The sequence below is a fragment of the Chlorobaculum thiosulfatiphilum genome, from assembly GCF_006265165.1.
Classification (GTDB): domain Bacteria; phylum Bacteroidota; class Chlorobiia; order Chlorobiales; family Chlorobiaceae; genus Chlorobaculum; species Chlorobaculum thiosulfatiphilum.
In genome coordinates this window covers 38,129-55,343 of record NZ_VDCH01000017.1, presented here as the reverse complement: position 1 = coordinate 55,343, position 17,215 = coordinate 38,129, and the positions used below count along the sequence as shown (strand labels likewise).

Annotated in this window: 18 protein-coding genes and 1 pseudogene; 1 reads left to right on the top strand and 18 read right to left on the bottom strand. The window is 41.8% G+C overall.

All coding sequences use genetic code 11. The features are described 5' to 3' along the window. Positions 1-249, bottom strand: a 249-nt coding sequence (locus tag FGF66_RS08510) for a transposase family protein (RefSeq protein ID WP_139457221.1), incomplete at its 3' end; no start/stop codon positions are given. Between the two features lie 30 nt (positions 250-279). Here FGF66_RS08510 and FGF66_RS12960 point away from each other — a divergent pair. After that, positions 280-1,119, top strand: a pseudogene (locus FGF66_RS12960) (IS630 family transposase); the annotation flags it as partial. Positions 1,120-1,161: 42 nt separating this feature from the next. Here the strand turns inward: FGF66_RS12960 and FGF66_RS08500 are convergent. From FGF66_RS08500 to FGF66_RS08420, 17 genes are all read right to left on the bottom strand, one after another. After that, the gene (locus tag FGF66_RS08500) at positions 1,162-1,887 is read right to left on the bottom strand and encodes an exosortase C-terminal domain/associated protein EpsI (RefSeq protein WP_139457219.1); all 726 of its coding nucleotides are present in this window, start codon (positions 1,885-1,887) and stop codon (positions 1,162-1,164) included. After that, positions 1,847-2,701 carry an exosortase/archaeosortase family protein gene (locus FGF66_RS08495; RefSeq protein ID WP_139457218.1) on the bottom strand — a complete coding sequence of 285 codons (855 nt, stop codon included), beginning with the start codon at positions 2,699-2,701 and terminating at the stop codon, positions 1,847-1,849. Before FGF66_RS08495 ends, FGF66_RS08500 begins: the two co-directional genes overlap by 41 nt. A gap of 136 nt (positions 2,702-2,837) precedes the next feature. Continuing rightward, a complete protein-coding gene (locus FGF66_RS08490; protein WP_139457217.1) occupies positions 2,838-4,001 on the bottom strand; it encodes a DegT/DnrJ/EryC1/StrS family aminotransferase in 1,164 nt (387 codons plus the stop codon). A gap of 148 nt (positions 4,002-4,149) precedes the next feature. Beyond that, entirely contained in the window at positions 4,150-4,761 is a 612-nt protein-coding gene (locus tag FGF66_RS08485; protein WP_170181294.1) for an acyltransferase, read from the bottom strand. Between the two features lie 11 nt (positions 4,762-4,772). Next, complete coding sequence (locus FGF66_RS08480; RefSeq protein ID WP_139457216.1) at positions 4,773-5,498, bottom strand: SDR family NAD(P)-dependent oxidoreductase; 726 nt, start codon at positions 5,496-5,498, stop codon at positions 4,773-4,775. Then, positions 5,495-6,820 carry an AMP-binding protein gene (locus FGF66_RS08475; protein WP_139457215.1) on the bottom strand — a complete coding sequence of 442 codons (1,326 nt, stop codon included), beginning with the start codon at positions 6,818-6,820 and terminating at the stop codon, positions 5,495-5,497. Before FGF66_RS08475 ends, FGF66_RS08480 begins: the two co-directional genes overlap by 4 nt. Then, positions 6,817-7,059, bottom strand: coding sequence for an acyl carrier protein (locus FGF66_RS08470; protein ID WP_139457214.1), 243 nt, complete (start codon positions 7,057-7,059; stop codon positions 6,817-6,819). Before FGF66_RS08470 ends, FGF66_RS08475 begins: the two co-directional genes overlap by 4 nt. 2 nt (positions 7,060-7,061) lie before the next feature. Then, entirely contained in the window at positions 7,062-7,694 is a 633-nt protein-coding gene (locus FGF66_RS08465) for an acetyltransferase (RefSeq protein WP_139457213.1), read from the bottom strand. A 15-nt stretch (positions 7,695-7,709) separates the two neighbouring features. Further along, positions 7,710-8,345 carry a sugar transferase gene (locus FGF66_RS08460; RefSeq protein ID WP_139457212.1) on the bottom strand — a complete coding sequence of 212 codons (636 nt, stop codon included), beginning with the start codon at positions 8,343-8,345 and terminating at the stop codon, positions 7,710-7,712. 130 nt (positions 8,346-8,475) lie between these two features. Further along, on the bottom strand, positions 8,476-9,687 hold the full coding sequence (locus tag FGF66_RS08455) for a glycosyltransferase family 4 protein (protein WP_281279068.1): 1,212 nt from the start codon (positions 9,685-9,687) through the stop codon (positions 8,476-8,478). 373 nt (positions 9,688-10,060) lie between these two features. Next, positions 10,061-10,870 (bottom strand): glycosyltransferase family 2 protein, encoded by an 810-nt coding sequence (locus tag FGF66_RS08450; protein ID WP_139457211.1) that lies wholly within the window; start codon positions 10,868-10,870, stop codon positions 10,061-10,063. Between the two features lie 85 nt (positions 10,871-10,955). Then, positions 10,956-12,089 carry a non-hydrolyzing UDP-N-acetylglucosamine 2-epimerase gene (gene wecB / locus FGF66_RS08445; protein ID WP_139457224.1) on the bottom strand — a complete coding sequence of 378 codons (1,134 nt, stop codon included), beginning with the start codon at positions 12,087-12,089 and terminating at the stop codon, positions 10,956-10,958. 49 nt (positions 12,090-12,138) lie between these two features. Further along, a complete protein-coding gene (locus FGF66_RS08440; protein ID WP_139457210.1) occupies positions 12,139-13,305 on the bottom strand; it encodes a polysaccharide biosynthesis C-terminal domain-containing protein in 1,167 nt (388 codons plus the stop codon). A gap of 263 nt (positions 13,306-13,568) precedes the next feature. Next, positions 13,569-13,829 carry a four helix bundle protein gene (locus FGF66_RS12830; protein WP_211341998.1) on the bottom strand — a complete coding sequence of 87 codons (261 nt, stop codon included), beginning with the start codon at positions 13,827-13,829 and terminating at the stop codon, positions 13,569-13,571. 38 nt (positions 13,830-13,867) lie between these two features. Next, the gene (locus FGF66_RS08430) at positions 13,868-14,890 is read right to left on the bottom strand and encodes a polysaccharide biosynthesis protein (protein WP_139457209.1); all 1,023 of its coding nucleotides are present in this window, start codon (positions 14,888-14,890) and stop codon (positions 13,868-13,870) included. A gap of 4 nt (positions 14,891-14,894) precedes the next feature. Further along, the gene (locus FGF66_RS08425; protein WP_139457208.1) at positions 14,895-16,118 is read right to left on the bottom strand and encodes a Coenzyme F420 hydrogenase/dehydrogenase, beta subunit C-terminal domain; all 1,224 of its coding nucleotides are present in this window, start codon (positions 16,116-16,118) and stop codon (positions 14,895-14,897) included. A gap of 19 nt (positions 16,119-16,137) precedes the next feature. After that, complete coding sequence (locus tag FGF66_RS08420; protein ID WP_139457207.1) at positions 16,138-17,214, bottom strand: polysaccharide pyruvyl transferase family protein; 1,077 nt, start codon at positions 17,212-17,214, stop codon at positions 16,138-16,140. Position 17,215 lies beyond the last annotated feature (1 nt).

The window sequence follows — 17,215 nt, the reverse complement described above, 5'->3', positions numbered from 1 at the left end:
TTGACAACGTGGCAAACAGGCCACCAGAATGGTCTCGAACTGCATGGTATCCAGATGACGCCATCGTTGCTCAGTGGTATGGTCATAAAGGCTGCATGATGCACCGCATACCGGACACGCGACCTGCTTGCCGGTACAGACCAGTCTGATCTCGACCCGCTTGCCGCTCATCGACAGATGAACGTTCTCGACCTTCCAGTTTGAGGAAAGACCTAAAAGTTGGTGGTAATGGCTCGTCAGGCTCTGCATGGGAGTATCAAGGTGCGGTTGGGTAAAGCTCAAAATTACTCTATGTTACTTCATACACACCCTTCTTTCCACGATATTCTGCGAAGAGCCAAAAAATTCGATGGCGATCTTGAGGCCAGTTGATTGCGCTGAGCTGTTCGCCAGCTCCACAAGACCATGCACGTTGGACGCTCAGGTTCCTTACCGATAAAGCCGCGGAAGCAGGGGAATGGGTGATCCCGACGAATCAAAGTAGCAACATTGCCGCTCATATGGAAACTGTGTTGGATGGATACAAATAACTGTATGATCCGCTTTATCCTGTGGTCTGCATGGGCGAGTCGCCAAAGCAACTGATCAGAGAAGGCAGAATTCCCCTTCAGGGCAGGCCGGGGTGTGCCGCCTGATATGATTATGAGTATGTCAGAAACGGCACGTGCAATATTTTCATCGCCACCGAACCGTTGATGGGCAAGCGACTGGTGAAGGTCAGCGAAACCCGGAAAATGCAGGAATGGTCAAGGCTTTTGGCTAACATTGCGGTTAAATTACAAGTACGCAGAAAAAATCACGCTGGTCATGGATAATCTCAATACCCATGTGCCAAGCGCTCTTTATGAGGCCTATGCGCCGGAAAAAGCCAAAGCGTTGCTGGATCGATTCGACTTCGGATTCACGCCAAAGCACGGGAAATGGCTAAACATGGCCGAGATCGAACTGCAAGTCTTGTCGCCCCAGTGTCTGAACTGGTGAATCGAGAATATCGCGGCGATCAAACGGAAAGTGTCAGGCCGGGAGCACGAACGCAACAACAAAGAGGCAATGAGCAACTGGCGAATCACCATGACTGGTTCAAGAATCAAGCTCAAGCATCTTTATGCACCAATATAGCTGTGACGTGACAGGAGTAATGTAAATACTATATACCGGAAACTACAAACCAGTCAGCAATTTAAGATCTTGAGATGAAAGATTTTCTAAATATTCTTTTATATAATTTAAAGGCGCAACAGATGCGTCATCAGAGTCATACCTCCGTGATGACACCCGAACCATAACATTATCAGGGATATTAGTGAATAAATATCTTAACACCTCTTTCATCCGCAATATCCTATGCGATAACCGCTGATCATCCAATCCTGTAGTCTGGATATTATTCAATATTTTTCCATCACTTATCCTCCAATAAAAAACATCCTCAATCTGTCCATCCAATTGGCTTGCGACAAAACTTGTCACAATTAACCTCTTGGATTTTATTGGCACTTCTGTATTTTTCTGACCTGACACTGAAAAACCCTGAGCAGAATAGCACAGCTGTTGGACATGTCCCGCCTTCTGTATACCATTACGTCCCCACGTCATAACAATCGTCACTTCCTGCCCATCCGCGTTCCTGTATGTTCTGGCCTTTACCATATCATATTCCGACGTCGCACTACCCAACCATGCAGGGCTACTAACTTCACTCACAACAGGATACCATTTATCAGGATGCAAACCAATTAATCTCTCTATATCCGGCTGGTGTGCATTATAGATGTTTTTCTCTTTTTCACTAATCAACACAAGCGACATAACCATCAAAAAAGAAAAAAGAAGAGATAATATGTATTTATTTTTTATAGCCATTATTGCTTTTTTTATAAACGCCATACATCACCTTATCAATAGCCGCAAGAAACACAAGAGCAATCACAAATACAATTATACCGGCCAAGTCATGATATATACCTTGAGCATATCTATTCCCAAAATACCAAGTAATAATTACCAGACTAATCACACGAAGTAAATTTGTAACCACTGCTATCGGAATCACCAGAGCAACCAATATCACAATATGCCAAAGCTTTCTACTAATTCCTTCACGAAGATATATAACTGACAATGCCAACAATGAGAATATAGAGTTCATACCAGAACAGGCATGAGCAACCTCGGCAGAATAAGGACCAAAATATAACGTAACGCCATTATATGTAACAGGGAACAATGTAGCGCTAAGCATATGCGATGATACTGATGCTAATCCTTTAGCAAGCTCAGATGAGAGCATATAAGGCGCAATTCTACCCATAACAACCAAAACTGTTCCCGCGACACCAATAAACACAGCGGACTTTACATATTCTTTTGGCGCCAAGCTCATAACCAATCCGGAACCTATAATAAAAAGGCCCCATATCTCCAGATATATTACAGGATATAACTGCCCTGCGATATAAACAATTAACCCAAAACACAAAAGAAAAAAACCATATAATGGGTACCCTACTGTAACCCCTCTAAATGACGCAATAATACTTTGACGCTCAATCCAAAGGACAATAAAAGCCGTTGCAAAAAGCAACGGTTCATCAGTATCAGCAAAGCCTTTTTTACTTATATACTGATAAAAAGACACAGTATACATATACACATATAAAAACCAAGGAAATAACGCCACACTTATTCTTAACTCATTCATAAACTCCTTACTCAAAATTTTTATTTTAATTATTTATATATGGCATAAATATATTTATGCCAATTCACCAACACATTCTTTTTTGCCTTCAATAATCTGTGATCCGCTCTAAAAAAAATGATACTCATAGATGCAATCATAAAAACACACTCTGAATAACCTTACACGTCTTTTCAATATCCTCCGATCTAAGCGTGGGATGCACAAGAAACATTAAACTGGTTTCACCTAACTCTTTTGCGACCAAAAGCCGCTCTTGAGGTCTCCAGCCTCTATTATCAAACGCTTTCTCAAGATATATCTCTGAACAGGAACCAGAATAACACGGCACACCACAAGCATTGATATCTGCCATTATTCTATCACGACTCCAGCCATCTGGTAAAGCTGAGGGATCGACAAAAACATAACACTTATAAGCCGCAGGCTCCGCCCAATCTGGCATATCCGGAACACGCAACCACGGTTGCTGACTTGCCGTATCCCATATCATTTTGGCATACTCGCGACGTGTACTGCTCCACTCAGGCATTCTCCGCAACTGTATTCTACCTATTGCCGCCTGCATTTCCAGCATCCGATAATTAGAGCCAAATGATTCATGAAGCCATCTAAAACCTGAAGGATGCTCTTGCTCATACACTGCATTCCAGGATTTTCCATGATCTTTGTACTCCCACATCGAAGACCACAATGCACGATCGTTTGTGGTCACCATACCACCTTCTCCGCCTGTAGTCATAATTTTGTCTTGACAAAATGACCACGCACCGATATGACCGATTGAACCAACCGGCTGCCCTTTATATTTCGCTCCATGCGCTTGTGCACAATCTTCGATAACATACAGCCCATGTTGTTTAGCCATATCCATAATCGGGTCCATATCGCATGGCATACCGGCAAGATGCACGCAAATAACCGCTTTTGTTCGTGGAGTAAGCACCTTGTCAATCGTTTCAACGGTAATATTCTGGGTATTTCGATCTACGTCCGCAAACACTGGTACTGCACCCATAGCCACAATGCACGACGCAGATGCAATAAAAGTACGAGGAGTCACCACAACTTCATCCCCAGAGCTTATCCCCAAAGCCCTCAAAGCTACTTGAAGCGCCAACGTCCCATTTGCAAGGGCTATGGCATATGAACTGCCAGTCCACGAAGCAAACTCTTTTTCAAACTCTCGGCATTCCTGGCCTGTCCAATAATTTACTTTATTCGACAAAAGCACTCGACTCACTGCACCAGCTTCTTCCTGTGTAAATGACGGCCAAGGAGGGAATATGGTATTAAGCATATTATAATTATCTATAAATAAATGCGAATATCAGTTTATAATCTATTGGGAAACAATGTGGTTGCCACTTATCTGAAAGCAACGTCTTATCACTAAGAAAATAAAAGACTTCTATTAAAAACGCTCAAAAGACAAGCACTCGTTTTCATCACTGTCTTTCTTCCTGCAAAAAACGTTTCTCCAAAGCTAATATCTTTTTTGACCGCATCTTTATTTTTTTTGCTGGTGCGCCAAAATAAATCCCCCATTCTTCGAGAGACATAGTCACTAAAGAGAGAGCGCCAACAGCCGAACCAATACCAATTGTCACACCAGGCAAAACAACGCTACCCGAACCTATAAGTACATGAGACTCTAATATGACAGGAGATATTTTTAACACTTTATATTTTTCAGGAACTGTAACATTTGTCATAGAATACCCGGTATAGTCATCAGTCATCGAATAGACCCTGACACCTTGTGACAGACCACAAAAATCAGCAAGAGTTATTCCTCCAGAGCAAGTTAAATGACACGCGCCTCCAATATGGACATGATTGCCAATATCGAGAAACCCTTTATTTGCCACAATAAATACATTTTCATCTATCTGCACATTGGATCGGATTGAAATATTTTTCAATCCGATAATAGTACAATTTTTAGCCACTTTTACATTTTCACCAACATACTTAAAACCCATATTCACGAGATCATCAGTCACATAAAATCCTTTGTAAAATGGGTTGCTTGCGTTTTCTATTTTTTCACTTGGCATATTTTTTTAATTCACGCAGTGGTTCCAGCATCAACAGTGATTGTTGTCCCCGTCACACGCAACGCACTATCACTCAAAAGATAACTCACCGCATGAGCGGCATCTTCAACGGAAGCTAAATGCCCGGACGGAGAGCGACGCCTGATTGAATCGAACCTTTCCTTCTGTATCTTTGAGGTCATATCGGTTTCCATAAAACCAGGCGAAAGAGCATTGACAGTTATATGCGCTTTGCCAACCTCCCGGGCGAGTGACTTCGTAAAACCAGCGAGAGCGGCTTTTGTGGCGCCATAAACAGAGAGTCCGTTAAATCCCGTGGAAGCTATAATCGAAGACACATTGATTATTCGACCACACCTGTTCAGAAGCATAGAGCGCAACAAGTACTTGGTCAATAGAACAGGTGCTTCTATATTAATTTTTATAAGCTTGGAAATATCTTTTTCATGCATCGTAGCGAGGACACCATCAATACCGATAGCTGCGTTGTTTACCAATCCCCAAGGCCGCCCATGCCGTTTCACAAGATCGACGGCAAATGAATGAATACCAGTTATATCGGAAAAATCATATCGTTCAAATACAATTTGCCCATCATACTGCTGTAATAACAAATTAAGTTGCCCGGTCATGGAGCGTCCCACAGCAACAACTTTATACCCATCAGTAATGCATTGGTGAGCAATCGCAAGTCCCAGTCCGCGCGTGGCGCCAGTAACAACAACGACTTTCATCATACCACTCTTTCACGCTTTCCCGCCATACTCTCTTTAAGTTCAGCCACAAAAAAGATAACTCCAGGAATTTGCCATTTCTCCAGGTGTACCTTGCAATAGCCAATGATCGCGCCCCGCAACAAAGCAGTATCAACGCCTGAGCGGGCGACAACTTTAACCGCAACAAGCTGCCCTATGATACTGTTTTTCTTCCCAAATACATGGACGTCGAGCACACCATCGACACACCTGAGATGCTGCTCTACAAATTCCGGAATGACTTTGTTGCCACCAACATTGATAGCTCCCGATGCACGACCCGAAAAAAACACCCGATCGCCCTCGACATACACAATATCCGTCGTATCAAGATAACCATCAGCATCGAGACGTCTTGCAATTTCCTGCCCATCAGGAAGTTTGGCAGGCTTGATCAACAGGTGTCCATCATCTCGTATGCGCAAAGGTATAGGAGAATGTTCACTCCGTAGCCATGCCGCCGGAAAACCGGCACAGCAATCATTGACAGAAAAGGCCACTCCCGCTTCCGTTGAGGCATAAATATGAACGATTCTCGCTGCCGGAAAAGAGCGCCTCAAAGCATCCAGAATCTGCTGATCTGCTATTTCTCCCCCAAGCGTAATCTGCCGTAACGGACAAGCCTTGATTCGCGCATCCATGAGCATTTTCCGCCATAACGACGGTGTAGCAGACAAGGCATTGACCCCATGCCGAACAAAAGCTTCAATCTGCGAATCAAACTCGCTCGACTCGGAAGCGATGAGCAGGGAGCCAGAAAACAATGCTTGCAAAACCACCTGTAAACCGGCAAATCGTGAGGTTTCGTACAGTAACCCCCACACAAAATGCGCTCCTTTTGTTCTGTCTCTCTTAACCGAACGGGTAATGGACGCCAGTGTATGGCAGATCAGTTTGGGAGTCCCTGTCGTGCCGGAAGTCGCAAGCAACCATTGTGTTCCTTCGACATTGAATTCAGTATCACCAGCCAGACAATTCGGCAAGGTACGAATACCGTCAGCATCCATGAGATGGGTGCATCCGGCAGATGCAATCAGTCGATCAAAAGTCGCTTCATCCAAAGCAACCGGAAGAAGCAGCATCGCCTCAACTTTACCATCGAACGCGACAAGTCCCGTCATCAATGACAAGGCGGACAACCCGCTGAGAGCTACACGACTTGCCGTGGTAACCGATGAACGACGATAAAGTTCATCGGCATGTTCGAGTAGTTTACCTACAGAACAGACTACTGATGGAGTCGCAACAACCGAATGATCACCGCATAAACTTCCGACTATCCCGGATAATGTCTCGGCTTTCATGAAGCATAGCGCTCGTAGATAGCAACGAATTCACCCAGTGTTCGCGGATAGAACGGTTCGTCCATCATGGTAAATGGATCATACCGCAACTCCTCTTCCAGGCGAGCGACAAGAATTGCAAAACCCAGTGAATCCAGCCCACTCTCAAGCAACACGGTCTCATAATTCAGGTCGCTTACTATTTTCCAGCCAGATTCAGCAGCTAACTCCTGAATAATGGCAATAATTTTATCTTTCATGCTCATATTCTCATTTCACGCGCGGGAACCCCGACAACCGTTACACCAGAAGGTACATCACGAACGACGACAGCGCCCATACCAACGATAGAATTTTCTCCGATTCGAATACATTGCTTTACACTTGCGCCAAGACCTATCCATGTTGACTTGCCAACCTGCACCCCGCCTCCGAGATGAGCACCAGGGCTCACATGTACGCCATCTGCAATCTTGCAGTCGTGATCAATGGTGGCCGCAGTATTGATGATTGAACCGCAACCGATTTCCGCAAAGGGATTGATAATCGCACCAGCAAACACAACAGTTCCTTTACCTATCCGGCCATACTGACTGATAACCGATGATGGATGAATAATGGTAACCAGTGGCAATCCGATTTCCTGAAACAACGTCAGTTTTTGAAGCCGAATGCTATTATCGCCAATCGCCACAACCACGCCATCATACGTCGAAAGCTGTTCTATCAGAGACTGAGAATTACCAATAACTGGCCAAGGCCCTACACAGGAAACATCCGGCCATGCATCATCAAAAAAATCTACTTCTCTCCATCCATCCAATAACGCAGCATCAGCGACCACTTTACCATGACCACTTGCTCCGAGCAGAGCAAGCCGGCAACTCTTTTTCATGCTCTTTTCTGTTGACTATTGATGAGTCGATCCCTGAAAATAAGGCATGGTCTCAGTTGCATTATGATTGATTCCTTTACGCAATACGACATTCAATATGGTCATCGCAAGTATCTTGATATCCAGCCATAGCGACCAGTGATCAACATACCACACATCGTACCTGAACTTCTCTTCCCAACTGATGGCATTGCGGCCATTGATCTGCGCCCATCCGGTCATCCCCGGTTTCACTGCATGGCGGCGATTCTGTTCGGTAGAATACAATGGCAGATATTCCATTAATAGTGGTCTTGGCCCGACAAGACTCATTTCCCCCTTCAGTACATTGATCAATTCCGGAAACTCATCGAGGCTGGTAGCACGCAGAAATTTTCCCAGAGGAGTCAAACGCTCATGATCAGGCAACAGATTGCCCTCAGCATTCCGGGCATTCGTCATGGTGCGAAACTTGTACATCCTGAACGGTTTGCCGTGCTTTCCCGGCCTGACCTGAACAAAAAACAGCGGGCTGCCGTGAAATATCCTTACAAAAAGAGCTAAAACGAGTAAAAAAGGAAGAATCAGAAGAGTACCTGGAATCGTGAGCAGAAGATCGAACAGGCGCTTCTGGAATGACTCATAAGCTTTTATAAAGGGGATACTATGCATTGTGATAATAGGGTTTCAAAGCCGTCCTATATTTTAGCTTCACCAATATTCTCTCTGTGAGAATCGCAAGAGAGCTAACATAGAGGAATCACACTCACCTGTGACACTATATTTAAATTTAAATAAATGTTTAACAATATATTCCAAATGCAAATTCCTCTGCATGCTCCGACTTGCCATCAATAACAGCCATGAGAACTTGCTCAAGTTGTGCTGCTAATGTGTCACGATCAAAATATTTTTCAGCAAGTTGACGTGACGCTTGCCCGGCTTTGCAGAGCCAGGCTGGATCATGCAACACTCTATCAAGTTCTGCCGCAACTGCATCCATTGGTTTGCGCCACATCGTAAGCCCACAGTTGTTAGATGAAACCAAATCATGCATCCAACCGCCATAATTTATTAAAACAGGTTTACCTGCGGCTAATGCATCAAAAAATTTGTTTGAAGAATTCGATTGCATTTCTGGCAAATCCATAAACAAAGTAGCGCTCATTGTTGAAGCAGAAAAAAGTTCTGGCATTCTCTTTTTTGGCATTTCAGTTTCGAAAAACAGATTAAATTCAAACACGCCAGCCTTTTTTGCCTCTTGAATCACTAAGTCACGCTCAGCCCCATCGCCTACCAAGAGTATGCGAATATCTGAATCACGATCACGCAATGCCTTGGCAAGCGAAACAGCATAACCAACGCCATTTACCTTACCAAAGGTACCAGCATAGCAGAGCAATGGCTTATCTCCAAGCCACGGCCGAGAGCTTCTAAAGGATTGTGCTAACGATGCATTGTAGGCAAATTCAGCATTATCACTACTATTTGGTATTACTGATATGCACTTAGAAGAGAAGCCTGCAGACACAATACCAGCTTTCATTCCGGGAGATAGTGCTACAACAGCATCGGAATTGCGGTATGCCCATTTCTCAAGTTCACGAGCTGCATATCGAAGGATATTGTTCTTCAATGCACCCATTGCAATAGGCATCTCAGGCCATAAATCACGAACTTCGAACACCATCGGTATTTTCTTCTTACGACTTGCATATACTGCGGGTAAAGCAATAGTCAGAGGGGTACTCGTAGCAAATATTATATCAGCCTCTAATGTAGCAGCTTTCAACGAACTCTTAATTGCAAAATCAAAGAATGCCCTAATCCGTTCACGATAGCTTAAATGATTCGAATAATGAACGGGCAACCAATGAACCGTAATACCAGCCTCCTTAGTCTCAAACCAATCTTTCTTATTATGACCTGTTCGCCATGAAGTCACCATATTGACTTCATGGCCCATAGCCACCAACCGCCGTGCCATTTCATATGACCTTGTCCCACCGGACATATTAGGCGTATTGAAATATTGGTGTAAGTATAATATTTTCATTTTGTAATGCACTAAACGACAAAGCGTTATCTCTTTCAATCTAATCTACATTTTAACTGCAGAGTTTTATGCAAATTAACCGAGCAGCACAAGCCTTTAAGTGTGAACTCATCAATTATCGAATTTTTTAAATAAAGCTTCAAGAAATTCACCTTCTTGTAAATATAGTATTTATACAAAAAAAAGACTATTTTTAACAAAATTCTTTCTTTTAAATACTGTTCTTATACAAAATCAAAACAGATCAAAAGTTTAACTCTTTTTTAAGATTCGACTTTTACGCTATCACCTTATCATCTATATAATCAGTTATTTCTTTTTTTGTAAGCCACTAGCGAATTGTTATCATCAATCTCTTAATAGATGCGACCAGACGAGCCAAATAGATTATCAAACTATACTTTAAAGGACTCTTAATATATATAACACTATATTCATATATCGCAACAAAACATTGCTTTATCTTAACAAAAGAAGATATATTCCCTCTCGATAAAGAATTTTCACGAACTCTTCTATAATAAATAGCCTCTTCAGCAGCTAACTCTATACGACTCACCTTGTCACTAATTAAATACATATATAAACCATCTTCACCATTTGATATATTCTCATTAAAAACTCTACCTATTACTGCATTGGCAGGAATTAGCTTAGCACAAACACTTGACATAAAACACCTTTTGTAAAAAAGCGAGTTTCTTTCTTTTGCCTTATTACGCATATAACAGCGAGTAATATAATCATCACTACACTCATTGTTATCACTACCTTTAAAGACCTTAAAATTACTAACAACAACAATACCTTCACCACTATGAATTAATAATTTTTCTAAAAATTCAGGGGAAATCAAATCATCATCATCAACAAAGACTATATTATTGCCTTTTGCAGCTTTAAGTCCCATATTTCTAGCCAAGGAAACACCTCTTCGCTCAGAATAAAGCAAATGATAATTATAATAATTTTTTTGCAAAAAAAAGGCCTCTATATTTTTATAATATGGGTCTTTACAACCATTCAAAACAACTATTACCTCATAATTATAACTCTCTAAGGTTTGATTACGAATCGACTGCAAACACATATTCAAATATTCACCAGGCTCAAATGTAGGTACAATAATAGATATAAGCATATCAATCTTTAAGTATTTTTGTTCTTTGCAGACAGGTCAAATATGAATATCCAAATAATATATATACTATTGCATTATGTCTTTATCACATCATTCTTCGCCACACTACCCGGTTTACATAACCGGTATAGCTGAGTATAATCCGAAGCACCTTGTCCGAAACATTCGGCATCGAATAGTCGGATACCTGCCGCAATCCGCGCTCTTCACCACGTGGCTGCGCATCAATAATGGCCATCGCCTGCATGACGAGATCGACATCGAGGCCAACCATCATCACGCTGGCCTCTTCCATCCCTTCGGGACGCTCGTGCGCTTCCCGGATGTTGAGCGCGGGAAAATTCAGAATCGAGGACTCCTCGGTAATGGTGCCGCTATCCGACAGCACGGCTTTGGCATGCATCTGCAGATGCACATAATCAGAAAAACCAAGTGGCTTGAGCAGCTCTACCCGCTGGTCGAATGTTACCCCTTCTGCCTCTACTCGTTTTCTCGTACGTGGATGGGTCGATACAATCACCCGCTTGCCCGACTTCTCAGCAAGCGTGTTCAAGATGTCAACGAGGCACATGAAGTTTTGTCTCGACTCAATGTTCTCTTCACGATGCGCGCTCACAACGAAGTACTCGCCATGCTCCAAAGCAAGGCGCTGTAGCACATCGGAGCGCTCGATCTTGTCGCGATAATGCGTAAGCACCTCAAACATGGGGCTTCCCGTCTTGATAATGCGGTCCGCCGGTAATCCTTCTGCAAGCAGATACTCGCGAGCAATATCGCTGTATGTCAGATTAATGTCCGCCGTATGATCAACAATTTTACGATTGATCTCCTCAGGAACCCGCTGATCGAAACAACGATTACCAGCCTCCATATGGAATACTGGTATCTTTCGGCGCTTTGCCGGGTAAGCCGCGAGACAGGAGTTCGTATCACCAAGAATCAAGAGCGCATCCGGTCTCTCCTGCTCCATCACGCTGTCGGCTTTTGCAATGATCAATCCAACAGTTTCCGCCGCTGTAGAGCCTGCCGCTTCGAGAAAATGGTCTGGCTTGCGAATATCGAGATCGTCAAAAAATATCTGGTTCAGCTCGTAATCGTAATTCTGGCCGGTATGCACCAGAACATGATTCGTATGCTCATCGAGCTTTGCCAGCACCCGCGAAAGCCGGATGATCTCCGGACGGGTACCAACAATAGTCATTACTTTTAATTTTTTCACGGCAAAAGAAAAATAGTTGCCCAAAAACCGAATCAATTCATGGATAAAATCAGACAGTCATAAAATAAGTATCGGGCCGTTCAGGATTGAACATTTCCGAAGCCCAAAAGAGCGTCACCAGTTCACCCTGACCTGTGTTGGTGATGTGGTGCGTGTAGCCTGGAGGTATATCGACAACCTTGAACTCCTGACCTGATACGCGATGCTCGATAATTTCGTCACTATCGATACGGCGGAACCGGATGACCGCCTCTCCCTCCACCACCATGAACTTTTCCGTTTTCGTATGGTGATAGTGGTTGCCGCGTGTAATGCCCGGTTTCGTTCGTGAAACGAAAATCTGCCCGAATGTGCGGCTTTTCATCATCTCCGCGAGACAACCGCGCTCGTCAGACCTTATCGTAAGCGGATACGCAAATTCCTCTCCATCCAGATACGATAGATAGGTTGCATACAGTGCCTTGATGAGGAAGCTGTCAAACCCGGGCATTTCAAGCGTTTCGCGCGATTTTCGGAAGGAGGTTATCAGATCGGCAAGTTCTCCAAGCGATATGGGATACCCCGTGAGTTCCGGAGCGAAAAAGAAGCCTTGCTGAGCTTGTGACTCATCATCCAAAATCTCACGAACCAGAGCATTGACCACATCATCAATGTAGGTAAGTTCGATCACCTTTGACGGGTCGGAGACGGAAATCGGCAATCCGTGAGCGATGTTATGACAAAAGGTCGCTGTCACGGAGTTGTAGTTCGGCCTGCACCATTTACCGAACAAGTTTTTGAACCGATAGACAACAGCTATCGCGCCACTGTTTTCGGCATACTCACGGATGGTCTCTTCGGCCTGAAATTTGCTCTGCCCATAAGGATTGTCACACTCGGCTTGGATTGACGAAGCGAGTACAATTTTTGCTGGGTTCCCGGATCGACCTAAAAATGAACAGATACTTTCCGTTAACCCAGCGTTACCGGTCATAAACTCCTGTTTGTTCTTTGGACGGTTTACACCTGCGAGATGCACAACAACATCGGCATCACTCAGCATCCGTTCGAGATCGACAGGAAAATTGGTGATATCGAACTCATTGAGCTGAACCCCCTCCATCGTACGTAACACAGAACACAGATTTTTACCGACAAAACCGTTCGAACCGGTTACTAAAACTTTGGCAATTTTGGATTCTGAATTTTTGATTTTGGATTCAGGGGTTACAGACATATAAAAGAAGATTTTAAATTCTAAATTATGGATTTTGAATTACTATAACTTCCAGAGCACTAATCGGTTATTTTTTTCACTATTTTCTTAAACAATTCAAAATTCAGAATCCAAAATCAAGAATCATAAAAAAAGCTTTAAGCTTTTTTTATGGAGGTTGTTTTCACTATTGAAGTAAGGATATTAATCAGGCTTTCAGATTCCTGAATCAGATGGATGAGGTGTTCAGTATCAAGAGTATTGCTATCACGAAGAAGATGTAGCTAGTAACGTGCTTCCCGTGCCTCTTTGGATGCAATAGACATTTTCGAAAGAAAATCAGCTCTGCTTTGACCTGCAAGTGCCTCTTCAACATTTGCTCCGATACTCGTTCCAGATTTAAGCAGCTGCTTTGACATCACATACTCTTGCTTTGCAACAAGAATCTTATAAAGATCAATGATGCTCAACGCAAACCGATAACTCTTGTCCCTGATCAGATTCTCTTTCATAGCATTCTGACGTTTCTCTGCCTGATAATTCAAAATCAAGAATCCAAAATTCAAAATCTCTTTTCTTCACCTCATAGTTCAACCCGCTCACCGTTCATTGCCTTTTGCACACACTCAAGTGTCATCAAGAGTTCACACATGCTATCGACATCAAGCAGCGGTATATTGTGAGAGTTATAATCCTCTTTTAGCGACACCTCCTCGCATCCTTCGCTGAAATATGCGGCATAGTTGAGGTCGCGATTGTCCGCGGGAACTCGATAATAACCGCCAAGATCTTCGGCAACAGCAAGTTCTTCTCGAGTCAGAAGGCTTTCATAGAGTTTTTCACCGTGCCGAGTTCCTATGATGGTAACTGGAACATCGCTATTCATGAGCTTTTTGAGCGAAAGTGCAAGTGTTTCAATAGTGGCGCTCGGAGCCTTTTGCACGAACGTGTCACCGGGATTTCCGTTGGTAAAGGCATAAAGCACGAGATCGACGGCATCGTCAATGCTCATCATGAAGCGGGTCATGTTTGGATCGGTAACCGTCAATGGACGCCCATCCTGGAGGTACTTGAGGAACAGAGGAATAACCGAGCCTCTGCTTGCCATGACATTGCCGTAGCGCGTAACGTTAATAACCGTACGCTCGCCAGAGACGCGCGATTGCGCAACGGCAACCTTTTCCATCATTGCCTTTGAAATACCCATAGCGTTTATCGGGTAGACAGCCTTGTCTGTGCTGAGAACAATAACCCGGCTTACTCCTGCCGCTGTCGCCTGCGTTAACACATTATGCGTACCAAGAGCGTTCGTACGTAACGCTTCAACCGGAAAAAACTCGCATGATGGAACCTGCTTCAAAGCCGCCGCATGGAAAACATAATCAACGCCCCCCATTGCATCGCGAACGCTATCGGCGTTGCGTACATCGCCAATGTAGAATTTGAGCTTTGAATTAGCATACTCCTTGCGCATGTCATCCTGCTTCTTTTCGTCGCGGCTGAATACACGAATTTCAGCAATATCTGTTTCAAGAAACCGGCGTAGAACTGCGTTACCGAATGTACCGGTACCGCCGGTTATGAGGAGAGTTTTATTTTGAAACACCGTTTTATTTTTGATTATATTTTTTTTTCAAATATCCTACACTAAGAATTAAATCCCTTATATCAGGCACTCTACACAATATACTATATATCTTTAATGGCATTCTCGGCATAACCTCGACCAAATTTCTATAAAACACATCTTGAATATCATTAACTTTTCCTGCAAACAATATTCTTTTCCTTATTTTCTCTTTTAAAAAATAAGGAATAAGAATAATCTTTCTTTGAATATCATCTAAAATAAACACCCTTTTTATCTGCTTAAAACTTTTTTTTTCGATATTAATATGGGCATTTAAATCGCTTAATATTTTTTCTCCTTGTGAGGACTGAATTACGACAACAGTAATTCCGTTATCACTTTTTTTATAATACCCTCCCCATGGATCCATCAATGACAAATCAACTTTATCACCAAATGGAATCCCACATATTTTACAGCCATTTACAGTCCACAATCTTTTTTGCATTGACATGGCCACGCCATTCTCTAGCGGTATTTCTTTTTTATTAATTCTTATTATGCCTGGCCATCCGTCACCCCTATATTTAGCAGAAAATGGCTTTTTTATATCAACCGACGTGTTTAATAATTTAGCTATAAATTTTGTTGAATCTAAAGTTTTTTGTTGTTTGCAAAATAGCGCCACTTTTGTCAACTTGTTACAACGTCCTTTCAGATACTCTTCTGCTCCTTTTATTTGACATGGAGTACCTACTATTAATAATTTATCTACTTTTTTAACTTTTTTAAGTGCCAAATTCATCATCAAAGGGTGGTATATAGAATTCGGAATATCGTCATATTTTACCCCATCACTTTTATCTATATAAGTTCCTGCAACATATGGGTATATATCACTCTTTTTCAGCACATAAACCGCGTCAAATATTCCATTATTTAGCCCTTCAACAATTATAGTTTTTGCAACGCCACCCGATGAAGATAAATTACGAATATCATCATCTTTTGCATAAGCATCACAATATGACATCCGTTTAATATGATCATAAATATTTTCGACTTCTAATTTTTTATTTGCTGGGCACACATCATAACACATGCCACAATTAATGCACTTTTCATTCAATATACTTAAAATGCTTATGCCGTCATCCCTTAGGCACATTGAAATAGCACTGGATGTACATAGACCTATACACGTACCACATTGTTGACAATAATCATTATCAACAATGAATTTATTATCAATCTTTTCGACCATTCTTATTTTTATTTTTGAATCACATGAAAGACCCTAAATATGATATTGATTTCTGCGTCTCATAATTTATTTTATCATTAACATTATCATAGCTCACAACACTATCTAATATATCCCTCAATGAGTCCTTATCCCCAACAACACATCTCTCTAAATCAAAATACTTCAAAACATAAGTTATTTTATTATAATTTGACGCGCGCACGTAACAAGCAAAACTTTTATTATATTTTATCGACATTACCATACCATGAAAAGTATCAGTAACCACACATTTTGCACTTTTAAACAAAGATAATACCTTAAATGGATCTGCAGCTAAATTATAATCAGCCCACTTATAATAACTAAATAGCGATATTATTTTTATCCCATTCTCGCTAGCATACTTTTTTATCTGAGCAGACTCATCACTACTAATTCGTTCTAAATATGAATAAATCAATATATAATCCCCATAATTGACCTCTTCAATATAATCATCGTAATTATATACAAAAACGGGATCTAATGATATTATAGGCTCAACATCAACCAATCTTTTAACTATATCATATGAATTTTTATCTCTGACAGATATTGCTTCATACTCAGACAACATCTCGCTTACCCTCTCACGCAAAACATTAACACATAAATCATCATATACTGTGTAACCAAATGAAGCCGCATAAGATATTTTACGTTTTGTTTTTAATAAATGCCCAAACATTCCTGGTCTAAATCCGAGTACTTTATCAGCACAATTAAAAACCTCATCACTTCCAATTACAATTATATCATATTCTCCATTATCATTTACATTATCATTATAACCAAGCCACGTTCTTCCACTTGAATTAAAAACTGATTTAATATCATGTCGCCATTTTAGTATATCACTAAGCCTATAATTATATCTTACAACTCGCTTACAATTACGCAATAATTTTTCCACATCATATTTACCTTGTTTTATTTCAGCATTTATAGGACTAACAATATCTATAAACTCGACATAATGACCATAACTTTCTATTATTTTTTTTAGGGCAAATGCTTGCAAAAAAGAACCATAATTATGCAATCTATGCATTGTCACAATCCCTACGTTCATA

What these genes read in the sequence shown, in the direction of transcription:
- FGF66_RS08500 (WP_139457219.1), bottom strand. Translation starts at nt 1,887, where the DNA reads ATGGCGTTTATAAAAAAAGCAATAATGGCTATAAAAAATAAATACATA.
- FGF66_RS08495 (WP_139457218.1), bottom strand. Translation starts at nt 2,701, where the DNA reads ATGAATGAGTTAAGAATAAGTGTGGCGTTATTTCCTTGGTTTTTATAT.
- FGF66_RS08490 (WP_139457217.1), bottom strand. Translation starts at nt 4,001, where the DNA reads ATGCTTAATACCATATTCCCTCCTTGGCCGTCATTTACACAGGAAGAA.
- FGF66_RS08485 (WP_170181294.1), bottom strand. Translation starts at nt 4,761, where the DNA reads ATGCCAAGTGAAAAAATAGAAAACGCAAGCAACCCATTTTACAAAGGA.
- FGF66_RS08480 (WP_139457216.1), bottom strand. Translation starts at nt 5,498, where the DNA reads ATGATGAAAGTCGTTGTTGTTACTGGCGCCACGCGCGGACTGGGACTT.
- FGF66_RS08475 (WP_139457215.1), bottom strand. Translation starts at nt 6,820, where the DNA reads ATGAAAGCCGAGACATTATCCGGGATAGTCGGAAGTTTATGCGGTGAT.
- FGF66_RS08470 (WP_139457214.1), bottom strand. Translation starts at nt 7,059, where the DNA reads ATGAAAGATAAAATTATTGCCATTATTCAGGAGTTAGCTGCTGAATCT.
- FGF66_RS08465 (WP_139457213.1), bottom strand. Translation starts at nt 7,694, where the DNA reads ATGAAAAAGAGTTGCCGGCTTGCTCTGCTCGGAGCAAGTGGTCATGGT.
- FGF66_RS08460 (WP_139457212.1), bottom strand. Translation starts at nt 8,345, where the DNA reads ATGCATAGTATCCCCTTTATAAAAGCTTATGAGTCATTCCAGAAGCGC.
- FGF66_RS08455 (WP_281279068.1), bottom strand. Translation starts at nt 9,687, where the DNA reads ATGTCCGGTGGGACAAGGTCATATGAAATGGCACGGCGGTTGGTGGCT.
- FGF66_RS08450 (WP_139457211.1), bottom strand. Translation starts at nt 10,870, where the DNA reads ATGCTTATATCTATTATTGTACCTACATTTGAGCCTGGTGAATATTTG.
- FGF66_RS08440 (WP_139457210.1), bottom strand. Translation starts at nt 13,305, where the DNA reads ATGTCTGTAACCCCTGAATCCAAAATCAAAAATTCAGAATCCAAAATT.
- FGF66_RS08425 (WP_139457208.1), bottom strand. Translation starts at nt 16,118, where the DNA reads ATGGTCGAAAAGATTGATAATAAATTCATTGTTGATAATGATTATTGT.
- FGF66_RS08420 (WP_139457207.1), bottom strand. Translation starts at nt 17,214, where the DNA reads ATGAACGTAGGGATTGTGACAATGCATAGATTGCATAATTATGGTTCT.